This is a genomic window from Paragemmobacter kunshanensis (genome assembly GCF_011059185.1).
GTDB lineage: Bacteria > Pseudomonadota > Alphaproteobacteria > Rhodobacterales > Rhodobacteraceae > Paragemmobacter > Paragemmobacter kunshanensis.
In genome coordinates, this window is sequence record NZ_JAALFE010000031.1 from 1 (window position 1) to 20993 (window position 20993).

Annotated in this window: 17 protein-coding genes; 11 read left to right on the forward strand and 6 right to left on the reverse strand. The window is 66.6% G+C overall.

The genetic code is table 11. The features are described 5' to 3' along the window. The first annotated feature begins 210 nt into the window (after positions 1 to 210). Both G5V65_RS19565 and G5V65_RS19570 read left to right on the forward strand, forming a co-directional pair. Positions 211 to 843, forward strand: coding sequence for a DNA-3-methyladenine glycosylase family protein (locus G5V65_RS19565; protein WP_165053693.1), 633 nt, complete (start codon positions 211 to 213; stop codon positions 841 to 843). Continuing rightward, a complete protein-coding gene (locus G5V65_RS19570) occupies positions 840 to 1499 on the forward strand; it encodes a dienelactone hydrolase family protein (protein ID WP_165053696.1) in 660 nt (219 codons plus the stop codon). The genes G5V65_RS19565 and G5V65_RS19570 overlap by 4 nt, the downstream gene beginning before the upstream one ends. Before the next feature lie 108 nt (positions 1500 to 1607). On the opposite strand, the gene G5V65_RS19575 is transcribed toward G5V65_RS19570, so the two are convergent. The 3 genes from G5V65_RS19575 to G5V65_RS19585 are packed head-to-tail and all read right to left on the reverse strand — an operon-like array spanning position 1608 to position 4998. After that, the gene (locus G5V65_RS19575) at positions 1608 to 2585 is read right to left on the reverse strand and encodes a glucokinase (protein ID WP_165053699.1); all 978 of its coding nucleotides are present in this window, start codon (positions 2583 to 2585) and stop codon (positions 1608 to 1610) included. 42 nt (positions 2586 to 2627) lie between these two features. Further along, a complete protein-coding gene (locus tag G5V65_RS19580) occupies positions 2628 to 3947 on the reverse strand; it encodes a GH1 family beta-glucosidase (protein WP_165053702.1) in 1320 nt (439 codons plus the stop codon). A 4-nt stretch (positions 3948 to 3951) separates the two neighbouring features. Then, complete coding sequence (locus G5V65_RS19585) at positions 3952 to 4998, reverse strand: substrate-binding domain-containing protein (RefSeq protein WP_165053705.1); 1047 nt, start codon at positions 4996 to 4998, stop codon at positions 3952 to 3954. Between the two features lie 266 nt (positions 4999 to 5264). Between G5V65_RS19585 and G5V65_RS19590 the strand changes: the two genes are divergently transcribed. The 5 genes from G5V65_RS19590 to G5V65_RS19610 all read left to right on the forward strand — a co-directional run bounded on the left by G5V65_RS19590 (position 5265) and on the right by G5V65_RS19610 (position 11838). After that, positions 5265 to 6611: an ABC transporter substrate-binding protein gene (locus G5V65_RS19590; protein ID WP_165053708.1), complete on the forward strand. Its 1347-nt coding sequence runs from the start codon at positions 5265 to 5267 to the stop codon at positions 6609 to 6611. 110 nt (positions 6612 to 6721) lie between these two features. Further along, positions 6722 to 7945 carry a carbohydrate ABC transporter permease gene (locus G5V65_RS19595; protein ID WP_165053712.1) on the forward strand — a complete coding sequence of 408 codons (1224 nt, stop codon included), beginning with the start codon at positions 6722 to 6724 and terminating at the stop codon, positions 7943 to 7945. Between the two features lie 13 nt (positions 7946 to 7958). Further along, positions 7959 to 9098 carry a carbohydrate ABC transporter permease gene (locus tag G5V65_RS19600; RefSeq protein WP_165053714.1) on the forward strand — a complete coding sequence of 380 codons (1140 nt, stop codon included), beginning with the start codon at positions 7959 to 7961 and terminating at the stop codon, positions 9096 to 9098. Between the two features lie 13 nt (positions 9099 to 9111). Next, a complete protein-coding gene (locus G5V65_RS19605; protein WP_165053717.1) occupies positions 9112 to 10737 on the forward strand; it encodes an alpha-amylase family glycosyl hydrolase in 1626 nt (541 codons plus the stop codon). A gap of 15 nt (positions 10738 to 10752) precedes the next feature. After that, positions 10753 to 11838: an ABC transporter ATP-binding protein gene (locus G5V65_RS19610; protein ID WP_165053720.1), complete on the forward strand. Its 1086-nt coding sequence runs from the start codon at positions 10753 to 10755 to the stop codon at positions 11836 to 11838. Between the two features lie 87 nt (positions 11839 to 11925). Here the strand turns inward: G5V65_RS19610 and speB are convergent, their stop codons facing one another. Both speB and G5V65_RS19620 read right to left on the reverse strand, forming a co-directional pair. Beyond that, positions 11926 to 12906: an agmatinase gene (speB, locus tag G5V65_RS19615; RefSeq protein WP_394352260.1), complete on the reverse strand. Its 981-nt coding sequence runs from the start codon at positions 12904 to 12906 to the stop codon at positions 11926 to 11928. After that, a complete protein-coding gene (locus G5V65_RS19620) occupies positions 12893 to 13810 on the reverse strand; it encodes a LysR family transcriptional regulator (protein WP_165053722.1) in 918 nt (305 codons plus the stop codon). The genes speB and G5V65_RS19620 overlap by 14 nt, the downstream gene beginning before the upstream one ends. Positions 13811 to 13924: 114 nt before the next feature. On the opposite strand from G5V65_RS19620, the gene G5V65_RS19625 reads away from it, so the two are divergent. Together G5V65_RS19625 and G5V65_RS19630 are read left to right on the forward strand one after the other, a co-directional pair. Then, on the forward strand, positions 13925 to 14689 hold the full coding sequence (locus G5V65_RS19625; protein ID WP_165053769.1) for a phytanoyl-CoA dioxygenase family protein: 765 nt from the start codon (positions 13925 to 13927) through the stop codon (positions 14687 to 14689). A gap of 294 nt (positions 14690 to 14983) precedes the next feature. Next, positions 14984 to 15976 (forward strand): TDT family transporter, encoded by a 993-nt coding sequence (locus tag G5V65_RS19630; protein WP_165053724.1) that lies wholly within the window; start codon positions 14984 to 14986, stop codon positions 15974 to 15976. A 108-nt stretch (positions 15977 to 16084) separates the two neighbouring features. On the opposite strand, the gene G5V65_RS19635 is transcribed toward G5V65_RS19630, so the two are convergent. Then, the gene (locus tag G5V65_RS19635) at positions 16085 to 16795 is read right to left on the reverse strand and encodes a type 1 glutamine amidotransferase (protein WP_165053727.1); all 711 of its coding nucleotides are present in this window, start codon (positions 16793 to 16795) and stop codon (positions 16085 to 16087) included. A 141-nt stretch (positions 16796 to 16936) separates the two neighbouring features. Here G5V65_RS19635 and guaB point away from each other — a divergent pair, with 141 nt between their 5' ends. Together guaB and G5V65_RS19645 are read left to right on the forward strand one after the other, a co-directional pair. After that, positions 16937 to 18385, forward strand: coding sequence for an IMP dehydrogenase (guaB, locus tag G5V65_RS19640; RefSeq protein ID WP_165053729.1), 1449 nt, complete (start codon positions 16937 to 16939; stop codon positions 18383 to 18385). A 1564-nt stretch (positions 18386 to 19949) separates the two neighbouring features. Then, entirely contained in the window at positions 19950 to 20990 is a 1041-nt protein-coding gene (locus tag G5V65_RS19645) for a substrate-binding domain-containing protein (protein ID WP_165053732.1), read from the forward strand. Positions 20991 to 20993: the final 3 nt, after the last annotated feature.

Consider the following 20993-nt stretch of genomic DNA (forward strand, 5'->3'; position numbering starts at 1 on the left):
GGGGCTGGATGCGATCATGGCTGCTAGGCTTAACCTCTGCTGCGGCGGGGGCAAGGGTCAAATGCGCGCGGGGGAATATGTGGGCAGGCGCGGGGGGACGGTCGTCCCCCCGCGACCCCCCTTTTCGCGCAAGGGGAAGGGTTGGTCCCCAGGGGGTGGCGGGGAAGGGGGTATTTGGGCCAAGGTGAAGGGGGCAGGGGGAGAGACGGAATGACGGTGGGGCGGATCATCGCGACGGAGGCCTGTGTGGCGGAGGGGGCGGCCTGGCTGGCGGCGCGCGATCCCCGGATGGCGCGGGCGCTTGCGCTTGTGGGGCCGCTGCCGTTGCGCCGGCGCGCGGACGGGTTCGAGGCGCTGCTTTCGGCGATCGTGAGCCAGCAGGTTTCGGTCGCCTCGGCCAATGCGATCTGGGCGCGGCTGGAGGCGGCGGGGCTGTGCGATCCGGCGGTGATGGCCGAGGCATCGGAGGAGGTGCTGCGAGGGGTGGGGTTGTCGCGGCAGAAGGCGCGCTATGGGCAGGCGCTGGCGCGCGCGGGGATCGACTTCCCGGCCTTTCGGGAACTGGGGGATGCGGAGGTGGTGGCGGTGCTGGTGGCGGTGCCGGGGATCGGACGCTGGACGGCGGAGATCTATGCGATGTTCGCGCTGGGGCGGGCGGATGTCTTTGCGCCGGGCGATCTGGCCCTGCAGGAGGCGGCAAGGCTGCTGTTCGGGATGGCGGAGCGGCCTTCGGAACGGGCCTTGCGCGCGATGGCGGAGGATTGGTCGCCCTGGCGGGCAGTTGCGGCGCGGCTTCTCTGGGCCTACTACCGGGTGGCGAAGGACCGGGAGGGCATCAGGTGAGCGGATTGAAATTCGGGCGGAAGCCGGCGCAGAGCGGGAAGGCGCGGTCTGTCGTTGTCTTCCTGCATGGCTATGGGGCGGATGGGGCGGATCTGCTGGGGCTGGGGGATGCGCTGGCGCCGCATCTGCCGGACACGGTTTTTGTCGCGCCCGATGCGCCGCAGCCCTGCACGGGCAATCCCTTTGGCTTTCAGTGGTTTCCGATCCCCTGGCTGGACGGATCGAGCGAAGAGGCGGCGAGGGACGGGATGGCGGCGTCGGTCGGCCTGCTGGATGCCTTTCTGGACGAGCGGCTGGCGGCCGAGGGGATGGAGCCCGGGGCGATGGCGCTGATCGGGTTCTCGCAGGGGGCGATGATGTCGCTGCATGTGGCGCCGCGCCGGGCGCAGGCGGTGGCGGGGGTGGTGGCGATCTCCGGGCGGCTTCTGGTGCCGGAGCGGCTGGCGGCGGAGGCGGTGGTGAAGCCGCCGGTGCTGCTGATCCATGGCGATCAGGATCCGGTCGTGCCTTTCGCCGATATGGGGCTGGCCGGGGAGGCGCTGGTGGGGGCGGGGTTCGAGACCTATGGCCATGTGATGGAGGGCACCGGGCATGGCATCGCGCCGGACGGGCTGGGCGTGGCCTTGCAGTTCCTGAAGGAACGGCTGCCGGGATAACGATTTTTCTGCGAAAAATCGGGGGCGCGCGGGGCGCGCGCCGTTGCCGTTTGGGGCGGGCGTGGCCTTCTTTCCCCTGGATGCTCTGATGGGGTTTGGGAAGGGCCGTCAGGCCGTGGTGGCTTGGAGATAGGCGGCGCAGCCCGTCAGGGCGGCGAAGTCATCCTCGACCACGGTGACGGAGAAATCCTTTTGCAGAAGGTCCACGCGGCGCGCTTCGCGGAAGGTTTCCGAGAGGCCGAAGCGGGCGAAATGCGGGGTCATGGCGCGGGACATGCCGCCAATCAGATAGATGCCGCCATAGGGCAGGTGGATGAGCGCGAGATCGGCCAGCACCTGCGCGAGGATCCGGGTATAGAGCCGCGCCGCATGGGTGGCCGTGGGATCGGCCGCTTCGAGGGCGGACAGCACCTCGGCGGAGGTTCTTTCGCCGGGATGGCCCGCTTCGGCGGCGGCGAAGGCGTGGAGATTGGCAAGGCCACGGCCGGCCAGCACTTCCTCGACCCCGCAATGGGGCACTTCGTTCCGCGCGGCGAGGCGGTCTTCGATGAAGCGCATCAGGCGGAGGTCTTCCTCGGAGCGGACGGGCATGTTGACATGGCCGCATTCCGAGGGCGGCACGACGCGCGCCGCGCCCTGGCCGTGGACGGGGGCGGCATTGACCCCGGTGCCCAGGCCCACGACCAGCATCGAGGCCCCGGGATGGGCCGGGCCGGGGGTCACCTCGCGCAGATGGGCGGGGGCGATATGGCCCAGCGCATGGCCCTGGGCCTGCAGGTCGTTGAGGATGGCCACGCGCCGCGCGCCGGTGGCGGCGGCGAGCTTTGCCCCATCCATCGCCCAGTCGAGATTGGTCATGGTGGCCACGCCATCCTGCACGGGGCCTGCGGCGGCGACGCAGACGCCTTCGGGCCGCGCGGCCGTAGTGGCGAGGTAGTCGCGCAGGATCTGGGCGATGTCCTGGCCGCGCGCCTTGTATTCGGCGTTGGAATAGCGGGCGATGCTATCGGGCCGGACCACGGTTCCGTCGGCGAGGGCGACCCTGGTATTCGTGCCGCCGATATCGGCGAGGATGGCGAGGGTCATGGAACGCTCCGTATTGCTTTGCGCCAGCCGCGCCTTGCGAGATCAGTCGTTCCGCGCAAGGGCACGGGCGAGGGCGTGATAGGAGGATTTGGGGGTGCGCTTCAAGGTGGTGAAATCGACATGGACAAGGCCGAAGCGGCGTTCATAGCCGAAGGCCCATTCGTAATTGTCCAGAAGCGACCAGTAGAAGAAGCCGCGCACATTCGCGCCATCGGCGATGGCCTGCCGGGTGGCGGCGAGATGGGCGAAGAGGAAATCCTCGCGGATCTGGTCGGGAAGACCCGCCTCGTCGGCATTGGCCATGCCGTTTTCGGTGATGAAGATCGGCATGTCGCCCACATGATCGCGCGCCATGCGGGTGAGAAAGCCGTGCAGCCCCTCGGGGTAGATTTCCCAGCCCATCTGGGTTTTCGGCAGGGGACCGGGGATATCGCGCAGATGCGGCCAGGGGGCGGCGGGATCATGGGCGTGCAGGTGGCGGGTGTAATAGTTGACGCCGAGCCAGTCGAGTTTCTGGCCGATCACGGCCATGTCATCCTGCCAGCGGTCGGGCATGTGCGGGGCGAGGCCTTCCAGCACGATTTCGGGATAGGTCTGGCGGGTGATCGCCTCGATGAACCAGCGGTTGTTGATGCCATCGGCACGGGCGGCGGCGGTGGCGTCCTCGGGGCTGGCGGTGGCGGGGGTGGCGTGGTCGAAGTTCAGCACGATGCCCAGGTTCGGCTGGCCCATGCCGCGCAGCCGTTCCACGGCGAGGCCATGGGCCAGCAGGATGTGGTGCATGGCGCGGGCGGCGGCGCGGATGTCGCGCAGGCCGGGGGCGTGGTGGCCGAGGAAATGCGACAGCCAGGCAACGCACCAGGGTTCGTTGATCGTGGCGATGGAGGCGACGCGATCACCAAGGGTGCGGGTGATGGTTTCGGCGAAATCGGCGAAGCGGTGGCAGGTGTCGCGGTTCGTCCAGCCGCCCCTGTCGGCGAGGGCGGAGGGAAGTTCCCAGTGGTAGAGGGTCTGGAAGGGTTTCAGGCCGCGTTCCAGCATGCCGTCGACCAACCTGTCGTAGAAGGCGATGCCTTCGGGATTGACGGTCACGCCATCGGGCATGACGCGCGCCCAGGAGGTGGAGAAGCGGTAGGCATCCATGTTGGCCTGGCGGATCAGATCCAGATCGGCGGGCCAGTTGTTGTAATGGTCGCAGGCGGTGGCGCCGTCTTCGGCGCGCAGGACGTTTCCGGGGGTGGCGGCGAAGCTGTCCCAGTGGCAGGGGCCGCAGCCGCCGAAGCGCGACCCTTCGATCTGATAGGCGGCGGTGGCGGCCCCGAAGAGGAAGCCTTCGGGAAAATCGAAACGCGACAGGGACATGGGATCAGGCCTTTTCGGGGGCATGGGGGCGGGGGGCCGGGCCGGTGGACTGGCCGATGATCAGTTCCGCCTCGAGCAGGCGATGTTCGGGGCCATGGCCGGGATTGGCGATGATGCCCAGAAGCAGATCGGCCGCGATCCGCCCGGCATCGCGCACCGAGGAGCGGGTGGCGGTGAAGATCGGCACGTCGTCGCCGTTCTTCATGTAGGACAGATCATCGTCATGGATGATGACCGAAATGTCGCGCCCCATCCTGAGGCCGCGCTCTTCGATCGCGCGGCGGACGCCCATGCCGGAGATCATCGAGGCGACGAGGAAGGCGGTGGGGGGGGCGGGAAGATCGAGCATCGCGGAGGCGGCGCGATAGCCCGAGATTTCCGTCATCTCGTCCGAGGCCATCAGGGCCGGATCGGGGGAAAGGCCGCGGGCGGCCAGGGCATCGACATAGCCGGTGCGGCGGCGGATGGCGAAATCCATGAATTCCAGGCCGTTGACCAGACCGATGCGCAGATGCCCGAGGTCGAGGAGGAATTCGGTCGCGCGCTGGAAGGCGCGGCGGTTGTTCACATCGACCCAGGAATAGGGAAGGTCCGTTCCGGTGGCGCGGCCATGCACGACGAAGGGAATGCCGATCTCATGCAGAAGGGGGATGCGGGAATCGTTCATGCGCGGGGCGTGCAGGATGACGCCATCGGCGGAGCCGCGCGATTTCAGATCGCGATAGGCCTGCTCCTCGGATTCGTCGGGGACGACGGACAGGATCATGTCATAGCCGTTGCGCGAATAGGTCTCGCCCGCGCCTGCGATGAAGTCGGCGAAGATCGGGTTGACGATTTCGTGCCTTGTGGCCAGCGGGATGACATGGCCCACGGCCAGCGCCCGCCCGGTGGCAAGGCGGATGGCGCGGGTATTGGGGCGGTAATTGTGCCGCTTGGCCGCGGCCATGACCCGTTCGCGGGTGGCCTCGTTCACCTCCGGATAGCCGTTCAGCGCGCGGCTGACGGTGGTGGGCGACAGCCCCAGCTTGGTGGCCAGTTCCTTGAGGTTCATTGGACGAGACTATCCAAACCGATTTCAATTGGGTGGCAGGTTAGACATTGGACCTGTCAAGGTCAAAGGTTAAGCAGCGCCAGCAAGAAAACGTTTTCGCGGGAAATCGGGGCGGGAACAAGGGGAAATGCACGTCTCCAATGCGCTTTGGATTGACTTGAGGGGGAGGTTGCGCAACTGTGCATCATCCAAAGCGGTTTGAGTGTGATTCTGGCCGGGATTGGTTCATGCCCCGTCAAGTGGGCGGGGGAATCGGGAGGAATACGATGAAAGCGAAGTTACTCGCGAGCGCAGCGACGCTTGCGGCCTTGTCCGGGGCGGCCGGCGCGCAGGACCTGAAATTCCCAATCGGTGAGGGAGCCTTCAACTGGGCAAGCTACACCGCCTATGACGAGGCGACGAACCTCGATGGCCAGACCCTCAAGATCTTCGGGCCGTGGCGCGGCGAGGATCAGGTGCTGGTGGAATCGGTGCTGGCCTATTTCACGGCGGCATCGGGCGTGGCGGTGGAATATTCCTCGTCCGAGAACTACGAGCAGCAGATCGTGATCGATGCCGAGGCCGGTTCGCCGCCCGATATCGCGGTGCTGCCGCAGCCCGGGCTGATCGCCGATCTGGCGGCGAAGGGTTTCATCGCGCCGCTGGGCGCAGAGACCGAAGCCTGGCTGCGCGACAATTACGCGGCCGGTGAAAGCTGGGTCGGGCTTGGCACCTATAACGGGGCCGATGGCGCGCCTGCGCTTTATGCCTTCCCCTACAAGATCGACGTGAAATCGCTGGTCTGGTACAGCCCCGACAACTTTGCCGATGCGGGCTATGAAGTGCCCGAGACGATGGAAGAGCTGAAGGCGCTGACGGATCAGATCGTGGCCGATGGCGGCACACCCTGGTGCATCGGGCTGGGTTCGGGCGGTGCGACGGGCTGGCCCGCGACCGACTGGGTCGAGGACATGATGCTGCGCACGCAATCGCCCGATGTCTATGACAAGTGGGTGAAGAACGAGATCCCGTTCAATGATCCCGCCGTCGTGGGCGCGATCGAGGAATTCGGCTATTTCGCCCGCAATGACGCCTATGTGGCGGGTGGTGCGGCAGCCGTCGCCTCGACCGATTTCCGCGACAGCCCCAAGGGTCTCTTCTCTTCGCCGCCGCAGTGCTACATGCATCGGCAGGCCTCGTTCATTCCGTCCTTCTTCCCGGAGGGCACGGTTGTCGGGCAGGATGCGGATTTCTTCTACTTCCCCGCCTATGCCGAAAAGGATCTGGGCAAGCCGGTCCTGGGGGCCGGGACGCTGGCCTTCATCACCAAGGACAGCGAAGCCTCGCGCGCCTTCATCGAGTTCCTGAAGACGCCGATCGCGCATGAAGTCTGGATGGCGCAATCCGGGTTCCTGACGCCGATGAAATCGGTCAATCCGGAAACCTATGGTTCGGATGTGGCGCGCAAGATGGGCGACATCCTGCTGAACGCGACGACCTTCCGCTTTGACGGATCGGACCTGATGCCGGGCGCCGTGGGCGCGGGCAGCTTCTGGACCGGCATGGTGGATTATACCGGCGGCAAGGCCGCGCAGGAGGTCGCCGACGGCATCCAGGCCTCGTGGCCCAAGTGATGTGATCCTGGCGGGTCCGGGCCGTCTGGCCCGGGCCCGACCCAACCAGAACCGGGAAAACCGGCGGAACGGCACGCCGCAGCAGCGCGGCCGCTTGGGAGGGGAATTTCATGAATCCGGCCTTGCAGGCCCTGATCGTGATCGTCGTCGGTGTCGGCGGTTGCGTGGGCTATTTCTTCCTGTCGAACCTGTTTCTGGACAAGGTGCTGTTTCCGGCGCGCGGCCCCAATGCGGGGGTGAACACGAGCCGGGCGAACATGATCCGCCCCTGGCTGTTCCTGTTTCCCGCGATGGTGGCGCTGGGGCTGTATCTGGCCTATCCCGTCTTCGCGACGGCCTGGCTGTCGCTGAACCGGAACGGGGAATTCGTGGGGCTGGCGAATTACAGCGCCATGTTCGGCGAGCCGAAATTCTGGGAATCGATGCGCAACAACATGTTGTGGCTGGTCGTGGTGCCGGCCGGATCGACGGCTTTCGGCCTTCTGGCGGCGCAACTGACGGATCGCATCCGCTGGGGCAACCTGGCCAAGTCGCTGATCTTCATGCCGATGGCGATTTCCTTCGTGGGTGCGTCGGTGATCTGGAAGCTGATCTATGACACGCGGCCCGTTGAACAGGCGCAGATCGGCCTGCTGAATGCGCTCTGGCTGAAATTCGAGGGGGGGATCGGTTCCTTCCTGCTGCTGCGGCTTTTGCCGGGGCTGTTCGTCCTGGCGATGCTGGCGCTGCTGCTCTGGGCGGTTTGGGCCTTGCTGCGGCCCTTGGTGAAGGGCGGATCGGCGGGCGGGTTCTGGGTATTGGCGGGGCGCATCGTCGGGGCGCTGGTGGCGCTGTTCCTGGCCTGGGAACTGGCGACATGGCTGGTCGGGATCGCGGGCAATGACCTGCCCTATGGCCAGCCGATGACCTGGCTTTCGATGCCCTACTGGAACAGCTATTTCCTGATGGCCGTGCTGATCTGGATCCAGACCGGCTTTGCCATGGTGATCCTGTCAGCCGCCCTGCGCGGGGTGCCGGAGGACACGATCGAGGCGGCCCTGCTGGACGGGGCGAATCCGTTCCAGATCTTTTTCCAGATCAAGGTGCCGCAGATCATGCCGACCATCGTGGTGGTCTGGACGACGATCACCATCGTGGTTCTGAAGGTCTTCGACATCGTGCTGGCCATGACCAATGGCCAGTGGGAGACGCAGGTTCTGGCGAATTACATGTATGACAAGCTGTTCCGCGCCCTGGACTGGGGCATGGGATCGGCCAGCGCGATGATCATCATGCTGCTGGTCACGCCGATCCTTGTCTGGAACGTCTACAATGCCCGCAAGGAAATGCGCTGAGGGGGATGGTCTGATGGAGAATATCGCAGGCAAGAAACCGGCGCTTCTGTGGGTGGTGCATCTGTGCACGGCGGCGCTGGTGGCGCTGTGGGTGCTGCCGACCTTCGGGCTTCTGGTGTCGTCCTTCCGGACGGGGGACCAGATTTCCACCTCGGGGTGGTGGCGGGCCCTGTCGACGCAGGAAAGCCAGTTGCCGGCGATCCGCCTGGGCGGGGATGAGGTGCAGCGGGACGGGGTGTTCGTGATCGAGGGGAACCTCTTCGCGACCAGCGGGGCGGAGATCAGCCGCTGGGGCACCTCATCGCGCGAGCCGGAGGCCTTTGAGGTGGGCCAGAGCGCTGATCTGGGTGACGGGGTGACGCTGACGGTGACGCCAGAGGGGGGATTCGTGATGTCCTCGGCCAGTTCGATGGCCGAGATGCGGATGCCGCGTGTCTTTGTGACGGCCTCGACCCCGCCGGATTTCACCACCAACAACTATTCCACCGTCCTGTTCAGCCCGCTTGCCGGGCAGACCATCGGGCAGGCCTTCATCAATACGCTGACCGTGGCGATCCCGGCGACGATCATTCCCATCCTGGTGGCGGCCTTCGCGGCCTATGCGCTGGCCTGGATGGATTTTCCGGGGCGGGCGCTGCTGGTGGCGCTGGTGGTGGGGCTTCTGGTGGTGCCGTTGCAACTGGCGCTGATCCCGCTCTTGCAGTTCCATAACTGGATCGGGATCGGGAAGGGCTATCTGGGCATCTGGATGGCGCATACCGGCTTTGGCCTGCCGCTGGCGATCTACCTCTTGCGCAACTACATGGCGGGCCTGCCGCGCGACATCATCGAGAATGCGCGGGTGGACGGGGCGACGGATTTCCAGATCTTCGTCAGGATCATCCTGCCGCTGTCCTTTCCGGCGCTGGCCTCCTTCGCGATCTTCCAGTTCCTGTGGACGTGGAATGACCTGCTGGTGGCGCTGGTCTTCCTGGGCACCGGCAATGACCAGCAGGTGCTGACGGGGAACCTTGTGAACCTGATGGGGTCGCGCGGGGGGGATTGGGAGATCCTTTCGGCCTCGGCCTTTGTGTCGATCGCGGTGCCGCTGATCGTGTTCTTTGCGATGCAGAAATATCTGGTCCGCGGCCTGCTGGCCGGATCGGTGAAGTGAGAAAGACAGGACTATGACGGACGTGATCGGCCATGATGCCGAATGGTGGCGGGGCGCGGTGATCTATCAGATCTATCCCCGCAGCTATCAGGACAGCAATGGCGACGGGGTGGGCGATCTGGGCGGCATCGTGGAGCGGCTGCCGCATATCGCGGGGCTGGGGGCGGATGCGATCTGGATCAGCCCCTTCTTCACCAGCCCGATGAAGGATTTCGGCTATGACGTCAGCGATTACTGCGACGTCGATCCGATGTTCGGGACGCTGGCGGATTTCGACCGGGTGGTGGCGCGGGCGCATGAGCTGGGCCTGAAGGTGATGATCGACCTGGTGCTGTCGCATACGTCCGACCAGCATCCGTGGTTCAAGGAAAGCCGGAAGGACCGGGGGAACGCCAAGGCGGATTGGTATGTCTGGGCAGAGCCGAAGCCGGATGGGACCGTGCCGAACAACTGGTTGTCGGTGTTCGGGGGCAGTGCCTGGCAATGGGACGGGCGGCGGCGGCAGTATTACCTGCACAATTTCCTGACGAGCCAACCCGACCTGAACCTGCATCACGCGCCGGTGCAGGAGGCGCTGCTGGATGTGGCGCGGTTCTGGCTGGAGCGCGGGGTGAACGGGTTCCGGCTGGATACGATCAACTTCTATTTCGCGGACAGGTATCTGCGCGACAACCCGTCGCTGCCGCCGGAGTTGCGCAATGACAGCATCGCGCCCAGCGTGAACCCCTATAACCACCAGCTCCACCTGTTTTCGAAGAACCAGCCGGAGAACCTTGAATTCCTGCGGAAATTCCGCGCGGTGCTGGAGCCCTACGGGGCGGCGGCGGTGGGCGAGGTGGGCGATGCCCAGCGGGGGCTGGAGATCATGGCCGAATATACCTCGGGCGGGGACAAGGTACAGATGTGCTATCCGTTCGAGATGCTGCAACCGGCGCGGCTGACGGCCGCCTCGGCGGCTGCGGTGTTCGACCGGCTGGCGGCGGCGGCGCCGGATGCCTGGCCCTGCTGGGCCTATTCGAACCACGACACGGTGCGGCATCTGACGCGCTGGAACCTGTCGGATGCGGCGGCGCGGGTCTATGCGACCATGCTGATGTGCCTGCGCGGATCGGTCTGCCTCTATCAGGGCGAGGAACTGGCGCTGCCGGAGGCGGAGATCGCCTTCGAGGAGTTGCAGGATCCTTACGGCATCGAGTTCTGGCCGGAATTCAAGGGCCGCGACGGCTGCCGGACGCCGATGCCCTGGGTCACGGATAACGGGCTGTGCGGGTTTTCCAGCGCCGAGCGGGCCTGGCTGCCCGTGACGGCACCGCATCGCCCGCTGTCGGTGGCGGCACAAGAGGCGGAGCCGGGGTCGATGCTGCACCATTACCGCAGCGTGCTGGCCTTCCGGCGCGGGCATCCGACCTTCGCGCAGGGCCGCATGACGGGCTGGAAGGCGGAAGGCGATGTATTCAATTTCACCCGCAGCGGGGGGATCGAGATCTTCTGCGCCTTCAACCTGGGTGAGGGCGCGGCGGAGGTCATGCTGCCGCCGGGGCATTGGGAACGGATGGGCGAATCCGTGGGCAGCATCGCGCCCGCGGGTGGAAAGGTGCAATTGCCCGGCTGGGGCTGCTGCATTGCGCGCAAGGTTTAAGGGGAGGGTGGACGGATGGCGGACCTGAAACTGGTCGATGTCGAAAAGGCCTATGGCGAGGTGAAGGTGTTGAAGAACATCAACCTCGACATCAAGACGGGGGAACTGATCGTCTTCGTCGGCCCTTCGGGTTGCGGGAAATCCACGCTTCTGCGGATGATCGCGGGGCTGGAACGGATCACGGGCGGGGATTTCACCATTGACGGCGTGCGGATGAACGAGGTGCCGCCCGCGCAGCGGGGCATCGCGATGGTGTTCCAGTCCTACGCGCTTTATCCGCATATGACGGTGCGCGACAACATGGCCTTTGCCCTGAAGCTGGCCAAGAAGAGCGCGGCGGAGATCGCGGCGGCGGTCGACAAGGCGGCGCGGATCCTGCAACTGACGCCTTACCTCGACCGTCTGCCCAAGGCCCTGTCGGGCGGGCAGCGGCAGCGGGTGGCCATCGGGCGGGCCATCGTGCGCGATCCCAAGGTCTATCTCTTCGACGAGCCGTTGTCGAACCTTGACGCGGCCCTGCGGGTGGCGACGCGGATCGAGATCGCGCAACTGAAGGAGCAGATGCCGAATTCCACCATGATCTATGTGACCCATGATCAGGTGGAGGCGATGACGCTGGCATCCCGCATCGTGGTGCTGGCGGGGGGCGGGATCAGCCAGGTGGGCACGCCGCTGGAACTGTATGAGCGGCCGGAGAACGAGTTCGTGGCGCAGTTCATCGGCAGCCCGTCGATGAACCTGATGCCGGGCGAGGTGGTGGCGACCGGGGCAGAGACGGTTGTGAGCCTGGCCAATGGCGGGATGGCGCGGTCGGCAGTGCCGACGCAGGCCTCGGATCTTGGGCTGAAGGTGAATGTCGGCATCCGGCCCGAGGACCTTGTCACCACGACAGGCGAGGCCGCCTTTACCGGCGAGGTGGAGATCACCGAGGCGCTGGGTGAGGTGACGCTGCTGTATTTCAAGCGGCAGGGCGATGCGGCGCAGGTGGTGGCAAAGCTGCCGGGGATCCATGCGGAATTGCGGCACAAGACGGTGGCGCTGGCGGGCGATCCGCGCAAGGTGCATCTCTTCGCGAATGGGAAATCGCTGCTCTATCGCTGAGCGTCGGACCGGGGGGTCCCCCCGGACCCCCAGGGTATTTGGGCCAAGATGAAGGGGCGGGGGGTTTTCCTCTGCCCCTTCGGCGTTTCAGGCGCGGGCTTTCCGGGCGTGGAAGATGAAGCCCAAGAAGTTCAGCAGGACCTGGGCTGCAAGGATGGCAGTGGTGCCGTCGCGATCGTAATCGGGGGCGACCTCGACGAGGTCGATGCCGACGATGTCGTGGCTGTTGGCGACGTTCTGCAGGATTTCCAGCACTTCGTAATAGAGGAAGCCGCCATGGCTGGGCGTGCCGGTGCCTGGCGCGATGGAGGGGCAGAAGCCATCAATGTCGATGGTGACATAGACGCGGGCGCCTTTCGGGATGCGGGCGGCGGTGGCATCGGGGCCAAGCTTGCGGACCTGACGGACCGACAGGATGTCGTCGCCCATGGAGCGGGCGGCGTCATAGCCTTCCTTGGTGGTGGAAGAGACGTTGCGGATGCCCAGCGCGGTGATGCCTGTGACATAGTCCTTTTCTGCCGCGCGGCGCATCGGGTTGCCGTGGCCGTGACGGACGCCGTGGCGGATATCGACGAAATCGAGATGGGCGTCGATCTGCAGGATGTGGATCGGCCCCTGATCATCGAAGGCGCGGATGCAGGGGATGTTGATGGAATGATCGCCCCCGATGGTGACGGGCAGCGCGCCGGCCTTCAGGATGGCGCGGACGCCTTTCTCGATATTCGCGTGGCTGGTTTCGGTATCGGTATGGACGATGTCGGCATCGCCGATATCCACCATGCGGACGTCCTGCCCCAGATAGGTGACGTCATCTTCGTGGTCATAGGCCCCGGCATGGCCGAAGGAGAAGAGGGTGGAGGCTTCGCGCACCGCCCTTGGCCCGAAGCGGGCGCCCGCGCGGAACTGGGTGCCGAAATCGAAGGGCGCGCCGAGGATGGCGATATCGGCCTCGATCCTGTCCCAGTCGGCGATGTAGGGGCGTTTGCCGAAGGTCGATATGCCCACGAAAGGCAGGTTCAGGCGGCCGGTGTCGTAGCTGTTGGCGGACATCTGTTCAGGTCTCTCCATCGGATGGGTCGGAATCGGTGGCCGCGAACTGGCCGGGGATGAGGGCTGCGATGCGCTGCGCCTGCGGGGTGAGGGCATTGGCGGCAAGGCGGGCAAGGATGATCGGTTCGCTGCCCGCATCGAGGATCGTCACGGTGGCAAGCTTTGCCCCGCAACTGGAGCGTCGCCCCCAGGGGCGGGTATAGCTGAGCCCGACGCCCAGCCCGTTGGCCGCATAGGAGCGCATCAGATCAAGCGAGGCGGTGCGATGGGCCACCGTGAAGGGCAGGTCGCGGGCCGAGAAGAGCGCGCGCATATGGCCGAGGGAAAGCCCCTGATCGGCCAGGATCAGCGGATGTTCGGCGATGGCGGCAAGCGGGGCCCCGCGCTTTGCCAGGGCGGCGAGCGGATGGGTGGCGGCGCAGATCGCATGCGGCTGGACTTGCCGAAGGACCGTCTTGTCACAGCTGCCGTCAAGACCGAGATCCCAGGTGATGGCCAGGTCGATGCGCCCGCTGCGCAGGCCATCGGCCATGGCTTCGAAGGGCAGAACCTCGACCGTCAGGGCGATCTCGGGCGCAGCGGCGCCGAGTTTCGTGATGAGCGGGGCGAGAAGCGTGGGGGCCAGATCCTCGAAACAGGCGAGGCGCACGGGCGCGGCGGGGGTGTCGCCGGCCATCAGGCGGGTCAGGGCGTCAAGCTGGGCCTGTGCCTCGGCCAGCCAGATGCGGCCGAAGGAGGTGGGGGTGATCCGCCCGCCGGGGGTGCGGATGAAAAGCGGCTGGCCGAGGCTGGCCTCGAGCTGGGCCAGGGCCACGGAGAGCGCGGGTTGCGAGACATTCAGCGCCGAAGCTGCCGCCGTGACGCCGCCGCAGCGGGCAGTGGCGGTGGCATATTCCAGCTGGCGGATGGTGATGGCAAGCATGACTGATGACCCCTATCGAGAGATATTATTGGAGACTATCGCCCGGTCGTGCCATTTGTCGACGCGAAGTTGGCCGAATGCGACGGGAGGGCAAGGGCAGTGGTGACCGAGGGGATGGTGGCGGATTACGCCCGGGACGGGGTGGTGCTGGTGAAGGGGCTGTTCGCCGACTGGGTGGAGGAGCTGCGCGCCGGGGTGGAGCGGAACATGGCCGATCCCAGCCCGCAACTGATGGCCACGCTGAAGCCGGGCGAGAAGGGGCGTTTCTTCGACGACTATTGCAACTGGTCGCGGATCCCGGAATTCGAGCGGGCGATCCGGGGATCGCAGGCGGCGCAGGTGGCGGCCGCGCTGATGGGATCGCAGCGGGTGCAGCTTTTCCATGATCATGTCCTGGTGAAGGAACCCGGTACGAACAAGCCCACGCCCTGGCATACGGACGGGCCCTATTATTTCGTCGAGGGGCGGCAGACGGTTTCCTTCTGGGTGCCGCTGGATCCCGTGAAGGAGGCGTCCTTGCGCTGTGTCGCGGGAAGCCATCTGTGGGAAAGGGATGTGCTGCCGACGCGCTGGATGGCCGAGACGAATTTCTATCCGGGCGATCACAATTACATGCCCGTGCCGGATCCGGAGGCAGAGGGGATGGAGATCCGCGAATGGGAGATGGAGCCGGGCGATGCCGTGGCCTTTCATTACCGCACGCTGCACGGGACGCGGGGGAATACCACGACGGCGCGGCGGCGGGCATTCTCGTTGCGGCTGGTGGGGGATGATGCGCGCTATGTGGAGCGGCCGGGGCCGACCTCACCGCCCTTTCCGGGGCATGGGATGCAGGCGGGGGAGCGGCTGCGGGAGGATTGGTTTCCGTTCCTGTGTTGAGCGGGGTGGCGGGGTGAACCCCGCCCTACATGCCGCTGTTGGCGGGGTGAACCCCGCGCTACTTGCCGTGGTGGCGGGGTGAACCCCGCCCTACTTGCCGTGGTGGCGGGGTGAAGCCCGCCCTACTTGCCGCGATGGCGGGGTGAACCACGCCCTACTTGCCACGATGGCGGGGTGAACCCCGCCCTCCGGGGCGTGGTTGGGTGGTGGCTGCGGTGATCTGGCACGGGGCGCGGGCTTTGCCTGCGCCTTTCGCATTCGCTAGGGTGCATGTGTCGATGAAAGGACCCTGCCATGGCCGAGCGCGCGCATCCGCGACCGAAGATCTACCCGCCGCCGGAATTTCCGCCGCGCCGACCGGGGCGGTTCGACCGGGTTCCGCCAGCGGTCTTTCCGGCGATCCTCGGGGTGCTGGGCCTTGGTCTTGCGCTGCGGCGCGGGCTGGCGGCGGCGGGGTTGCCCATGGCGCTGGCCGATCTGGTGCTGGGGGCGGCGGCGGTGATCTGGGCCTATGCGGCTTTCGCCTATCTGGCCAAGATGGCGCGGCGGCCCTCGGTGATCATGGATGATCTGAAGGTGCTGCCGGGGCGGACGGGGCTGGCCACCGCGACCATCGGGGCCATGGCGCTGGCGGCGGCGGTGGCGCCCTTTTCGGCAGGGTTCGGGAAGGGGATCCTGCTTGTGGCGCTTGGCCTGCATCTGGGTGTCATGGTGCTGACGGTGCTGGCGCTGAGGCGCCTGCCGCCAGAGGCGCGGGATGTGACTCCGGGCTGGCATCTGACCTTTGTCGGCTTCATCGTTGGGGGGCTGGCCGCGCCGGTGCTGGGCTGGACGGCGCTTGCGGTGGGGCTGGTCTGGGCCATGGCGGCGGTGGCGGTGCTGATCTGGGGGGCAAGCCTTGTGCAACTGATCCGACGGGTGCCGCCCGCGCCGCTGCGGCCGCTTCTGGCGATCCATCTCGCCCCGGCGAGTTTTGTGGCCACGGTCGGGGCGATGGCGGGTGTGCCGGTGCTGCCGGAGGTGGCGCTGCTGCTGGCCGTGGGGATCTGCGCGGCGCTGATGCTGTCGGTGCGCTGGATCACGCAATCGGGGTTCAGCGCGATGTGGGCGGCCTTCACCTTTCCCCTGTCGGCCTTTGCAGGGGCGCTGTTCGCCCTTGGCTGGGATCTGGCGGGGATGGTGGTGCTGGTGGCGGCGCTTGGGGTGATTCCGGCGATTGCCTATCGGGTGATCACGCTTTGGGGCAGCGGCAAGCTGGCGGCGGTGACCAATGCGGCAGAGGCGTGAGGGGGCGAATTCTGGAACAGAATTGGCGGCGGAATTTGACGCAAATTCCGCTTTGGGGCCGTGGCACGGGGACCGATTTCTGTGTCAGAAATCGGCGCGGAAACTGTGTCAGTTTCCGCTTTCGATGAGGTTGACCCAGGCGCGCGCGATGGCGAGGCCATGCGCATCGGCGGCGGTGCCGCGCGAGGGGGCCTGTTCGGGATGATGGGTGGACAGCCAGCCCGGAACGTTCCGCTCTACCGCTTCGGGGAAGGTGCGGTTCCAGTCGGCGACAACGGCGCGCGAGGCTTCGAAATGGAACTGCATCGCATAGGTGGCGCGGTTCAGGCGGAAGCACTGGTTCTGCGCCACGGATGAGCCTGCAAGGCGGGTTGCGCCCTCGGGCAGGGTGAAGGTGTCGGAATGCCACTGGAAGATGGGGAAGGTGGCGGGCAGGTGGGACAGGACCGGATCGGCCTGGCCTTCCTCTGTCAGCGTCACGTCGCACCAGCCGAATTCGGGGGCGGTGCCGAGGTGGTTTTCCGCACCCAGGCCGCGGGCGAGGAGTTGCGAGCCGAGGCAGATGCCCAGCACCGCCTTGCCGCCGTCGCCCGCCGCGCGCATCAGGCGCGCGAGTTCGGGCAGGTAGGGATGGCTGTGATCATCGCGGGCGGATTGTTCGCCGCCGAAGACCACCAGCGCATCGAAGGCAGAGGGATCGGGGAGGCGATTGTCGGACCAGGGCTTGAAGAGGTCGATCTTCGCGGCCTGTTCGTGCAGGGCGATGCCCACCTGTCCGTGATGGGTGATCCGGGTGTTTTCGACGATGGCGACGCGCATTCTGTCCGCTCCCTGGGCTTTGGGGCAGGATGCACGGGGGCGCGGCGGGTGCAAGGGCGGTTGCGGCGGGATTAGCCCTTGCATCAGCCCGGCTTGCGTGAAAAGGGGAACCGCCAAACGAAGCTTTCCACGGAGACGGTGATGGAGATTCGCGAGGCCCTTACCTTTGATGATGTCCTGCTTGTTCCGGCCGCGTCCAGCGTCTTGCCGAGCGATGCGGATACATCGACCTTTGTCACCAGGTCGATCCGGATGAACATCCCGCTTCTGTCGAGCGCGATGGATACCGTGACCGAGGGCCGGATGGCGATCGCCATGGCGCAGGCCGGGGGGATCGGGGTGATCCACCGCAACCTGGATATCGAGGCCCAGGCGCGCGAGGTGCGGCGGGTCAAGCGGTTCGAGAGCGGGGTCGTCTATTCGCCCATCACGCTGACGCCGGATCAGACGCTGGCCGATGCCAAGGCCTTGATGGAGCGGTACAATATCACGGGATTTCCGGTGGTTGACGGGGCAGGTCGCGTGCTGGGGATCGTGACGAACCGCGACATGCGCTTTGCCAGCGACGACAGGACGCCGGTTTCGGTGATGATGACGTCGGAGAACCTTGCGCTGCTGCGCGAGCCGGTGGACCGCGAGCAGGCGATTTCGCTGATGAAGGCGCGGCGGATCGAGAAGCTTCTTGTGACGGACGGGCAGGGGAAACTGACCGGGTTGCTGACGCTGAAGGACACGGAGAAGGCGGTGCTGAACCCGCAGGCCTGCAAGGATGAGTTGGGGCGGCTGCGGGTGGCGGCGGCCTCGACCGTGGGGGATGCGGGCTTCGAGAGGAGCCAGGCGCTGATTGATGCGGGCGTCGACATGGTGGTGATCGACACCGCGCATGGCCATTCCGAAGGGGTGGCCCGCGCGGTGGAGCGGATCAAGATGTTGTCGAATACCGTGCAGGTCGTGGCAGGGAATGTGGCCACGGGTGAGGCGACGCGCGCCCTGATCGGGGCGGGGGCGGATGCGGTGAAGGTGGGGATCGGCCCCGGTTCCATCTGCACCACGCGGATCGTGGCGGGGGTGGGCGTGCCGCAACTGACGGCGATCATGGATTCGGCCCGGGCGGCGGGGGATGTGCCGGTGATCGCGGATGGCGGGATCAAGTATTCCGGCGATTTTGCCAAGGCCATCGCGGCGGGGGCTTCTTGCGCCATGGTGGGCAGCGCCATTGCCGGGACGGATGAAAGCCCCGGCGAGGTGATCCTGTGGCAGGGCCGCTCCTTCAAGGCCTATCGCGGGATGGGCAGCCTTGGCGCGATGGCGCGGGGATCGGCGGATCGCTATTTCCAGAAGGATGCCGCCAGTGACAAGCTGGTGCCCGAAGGGATCGAGGGGCAGGTCCCATACAAGGGGTCTGCCGCCGCCGTGATCCACCAGATGGTGGGGGGGCTGCGCGCCGCCATGGGCTATACCGGCAATGCGACGGTGGCCGAGATGCGGACGAAATGCCAGTTCGTGCGGATCACCGGGGCAGGGCTGAAGGAGAGCCATGTCCATGACGTGCAGATCACGCGGGAAAGCCCGAACTACCGGATCGGCTGATCCGGGGGGCGGGCCGGGCGGCCCGGCTTGCGAGAGGCATCACATCCCGGCGCGGCCAGATCGGCTGCGCCGGGTTTTTCTTTTCGCGGCAACGGGTTGCGCTGGATGCCTGAGGCAGCGCGCCGTGCAGACGGATGTGCATACGCCCGGGCATCCGGCGGGGCCGGGGCGGACGGGGCGTGAGGGGCCCCGGGGGACAGTGCCACAGCCGGTGCAGGGCCGCAGTGCAGAGGGCGCGTCGCATATGGGAAGGGCGATGCCGCCCGGCAAGGGCGGCGCGCGCTGGGGCCTGCGGGGCGTGGCCCCCAAAGGGGGCCGTGCCGCCGGTGGTGCAGCGGCGCCGTGCAGAAGGCGCAGGGCATGGAGAAGGGCGCTGCCGGGTGGCGAGGGGGCCTGACGGACTGCCGGGCGGGGTTGCCGGGGAGATGGGGCTTCGTGACGGGAAAAGGGGGATGCCCGTGTGGTCAGGGCATGTGCGGGAAGTGGAGGCTGTCGGGATGGGCGCCGGAAGGGGGGCGCGTGGCTCGGAGCGGGGGCGTGACGTGGCTTGTAGGGGAGGCTGGCGTGGGGGGTGGTCAAGGGGGGTGTCGCGGGGGGCGGTGAAGGGGGAGGAGTTATGGGGAGGGGTGATCCCGTGGGGTTCGGGGCGGTGTTGGGACGTGCGCGGCGTGGGGGGACGGGGAGGCGGGGAGGGTGGCGGGGAGGCGGGGAGGGTGAGGCCGTCTGGTTCAAGGAGGCGATACGGGGTTCACGGGGCGTGTCGTGGGGCGGTGAAGTGGGGGAGTGGTTCTGAAGGGGTGGCGGGGAAAGAGGGGGGAAGGGGGGCGCACTCGGGTAAGGGAGGATGGGGCGGGGTCTCGGGACGGGTGATGCCACGTGGTTCAGGGGTTCGCGGGTGGCATCGCGGGGCGTGCGCGGCGCGGATGCTGGCGGGGAGGCAGGGAGGGTGAGGCGGTCTGGTTCAGAGAAGGTTACGGGGTTCGGGGGGCGTGTCGTGGGGCGGTGAAGTGGGGGAGTGGTTCTGAAAGGGGTGGCGAGCAGCGGGGTAGGGAGGGTGCGGGGCGCTTCTGGGGCGGCGGGGAAAGAGGGGGGAAGGGGGAAGGGGGAAGGGGGAAGGGGGTGCGCCCGGTTCAGGGAGGATGGGGCGGGGTTTCGGGACGGGGGATGCCGCGTGGTCCAGGGGTTCGCGGCGGGGCTTAGCGGGGGGTGTGGCTGGGGATATCGCGGGGCAGGGATGAAGGAGGCGGCGTTTCGGGAAGGGTGATGCCATGTGGTTCAGGGGCGCGCGACGGGGCTTTGCGGGGGGTGTCGCGGAGCAGGGATGAAGGGGGCGGGGTTCCGGAAGGGGTGATGCGGTTGGGTTCAAGGGGGGATGTCGCAGGGTTCAGGGGCGCTTGGGGGGGGGTGGATGGGGCGGCGGCGGGGGGTGTTGTGGAGCGGGGTGCGGGGGGTGGGATCGTTACAGAACTGTCACGCAACCTTTGCAGAGACGTCATCCAGCGGGGCTAGGACGGGGGCAGAGCGGTTCCCATCCGGGGGGCCGTGGTCCCTGATGGAGATGCAGATGACCTTTCTGAAACTCACCCTTTCCTCGGTTGCCGTGCTGGCCGGAACGACGGGCCTCGCGCTTGCGCGGGACAATGTGCAGATCTCGGGTTCCTCGACCGTGCTGCCCTATGCCACCATCGTGGCCGAGGCCTTTGGCGAGAACTTCGATTTCCCCACCCCGGTGGTGGAAGGCGGCGGGTCGGGCGCGGGGCGCAAGAAGATGTGCGAAGGCGTGGGCGAGAACACCATCGACATCGCCAATTCCTCCAGCCGGATCAGCCAGTCGGATATCGAGCTGTGCGCCGCCAATGGCGTGACCGACATCATGGAAGTGCGCATCGGCTATGACGGGATCGTCTTCGCCTCGAAGGTGGATGGCCCGGAATTCGCCTTTACCCCGGCGGATTGGTACAATGCGCTGGCGGCGCAGGTGTTGAAGGATGGCGCGCTGGTGGCCAATCCGCACAAGAGCTGGGCCGAGGTCAATGCCGCCCTGCCCGCGCAGGACATCCTGGCCTATATCCCCGGCACCAAGCACGGCACGCGCGAAGTCTTTGACACCAAGGTGATCGTGGCGGGTTGCGAGGAAACCGGGGCATTCGCCGCCTTTGCCGCCGCCAATGGGGGCGATGAGGACAAGGCCGAGGAGCTGTGCATGACGCTGCGCACCGATGGCCTGTCGGTGGATATCGACGGCGACTATACCGAGACGCTGGCGCGTCTGGATGCCAACCCGACGGCGATCGGGGTGTTCGGGCTGAGCTTCTACCAGAACAACACCGACAAGCTGCGCGTGGCGACCATGGGCGGCGTGGTGCCTTCGGTCGAGTCGATCGCGACGGGCGAATATCCGGTGTCGCGGCCGCTGTTCTTCTACGTCAAGAAGCAGCATATCGGCGTCATTCCCGGCCTGAAGGAATATATCGAATTCTTCGTCTCGGATGACATGGCAGGCCCGGATGGCCCGCTGGCGGCCTATGGCCTTGTGTCGGACCCGGAACTGGCGGCGACGCAGGCTGCCGTGGCGGCCGAAGAAGTGATGGCCCCGCTGAACTGACCC

Coding starts and splice junctions, on each gene's coding strand:
- G5V65_RS19600 (WP_165053714.1), top strand. CDS start 7,959: ATGGAGAATATCGCAGGCAAGAAACCGGCGCTTCTGTGGGTGGTGCAT.
- guaB (WP_165053729.1), top strand. CDS start 16,937: ATGGAGATTCGCGAGGCCCTTACCTTTGATGATGTCCTGCTTGTTCCG.
- G5V65_RS19635 (WP_165053727.1), bottom strand. CDS start 16,795: ATGCGCGTCGCCATCGTCGAAAACACCCGGATCACCCATCACGGACAG.
- G5V65_RS19595 (WP_165053712.1), top strand. CDS start 6,722: ATGAATCCGGCCTTGCAGGCCCTGATCGTGATCGTCGTCGGTGTCGGC.
- G5V65_RS19575 (WP_165053699.1), bottom strand. CDS start 2,585: ATGACCCTCGCCATCCTCGCCGATATCGGCGGCACGAATACCAGGGTC.
- G5V65_RS19620 (WP_165053722.1), bottom strand. CDS start 13,810: ATGCTTGCCATCACCATCCGCCAGCTGGAATATGCCACCGCCACTGCC.
- speB (WP_394352260.1), bottom strand. CDS start 12,906: ATGGAGAGACCTGAACAGATGTCCGCCAACAGCTACGACACCGGCCGC.
- G5V65_RS19580 (WP_165053702.1), bottom strand. CDS start 3,947: ATGTCCCTGTCGCGTTTCGATTTTCCCGAAGGCTTCCTCTTCGGGGCC.
- G5V65_RS19590 (WP_165053708.1), top strand. CDS start 5,265: ATGAAAGCGAAGTTACTCGCGAGCGCAGCGACGCTTGCGGCCTTGTCC.
- G5V65_RS19625 (WP_165053769.1), top strand. CDS start 13,925: ATGGTGGCGGATTACGCCCGGGACGGGGTGGTGCTGGTGAAGGGGCTG.
- G5V65_RS19610 (WP_165053720.1), top strand. CDS start 10,753: ATGGCGGACCTGAAACTGGTCGATGTCGAAAAGGCCTATGGCGAGGTG.
- G5V65_RS19630 (WP_165053724.1), top strand. CDS start 14,984: ATGGCCGAGCGCGCGCATCCGCGACCGAAGATCTACCCGCCGCCGGAA.
- G5V65_RS19585 (WP_165053705.1), bottom strand. CDS start 4,998: ATGAACCTCAAGGAACTGGCCACCAAGCTGGGGCTGTCGCCCACCACC.
- G5V65_RS19565 (WP_165053693.1), top strand. CDS start 211: ATGACGGTGGGGCGGATCATCGCGACGGAGGCCTGTGTGGCGGAGGGG.
- G5V65_RS19645 (WP_165053732.1), top strand. CDS start 19,950: ATGACCTTTCTGAAACTCACCCTTTCCTCGGTTGCCGTGCTGGCCGGA.
- G5V65_RS19605 (WP_165053717.1), top strand. CDS start 9,112: ATGACGGACGTGATCGGCCATGATGCCGAATGGTGGCGGGGCGCGGTG.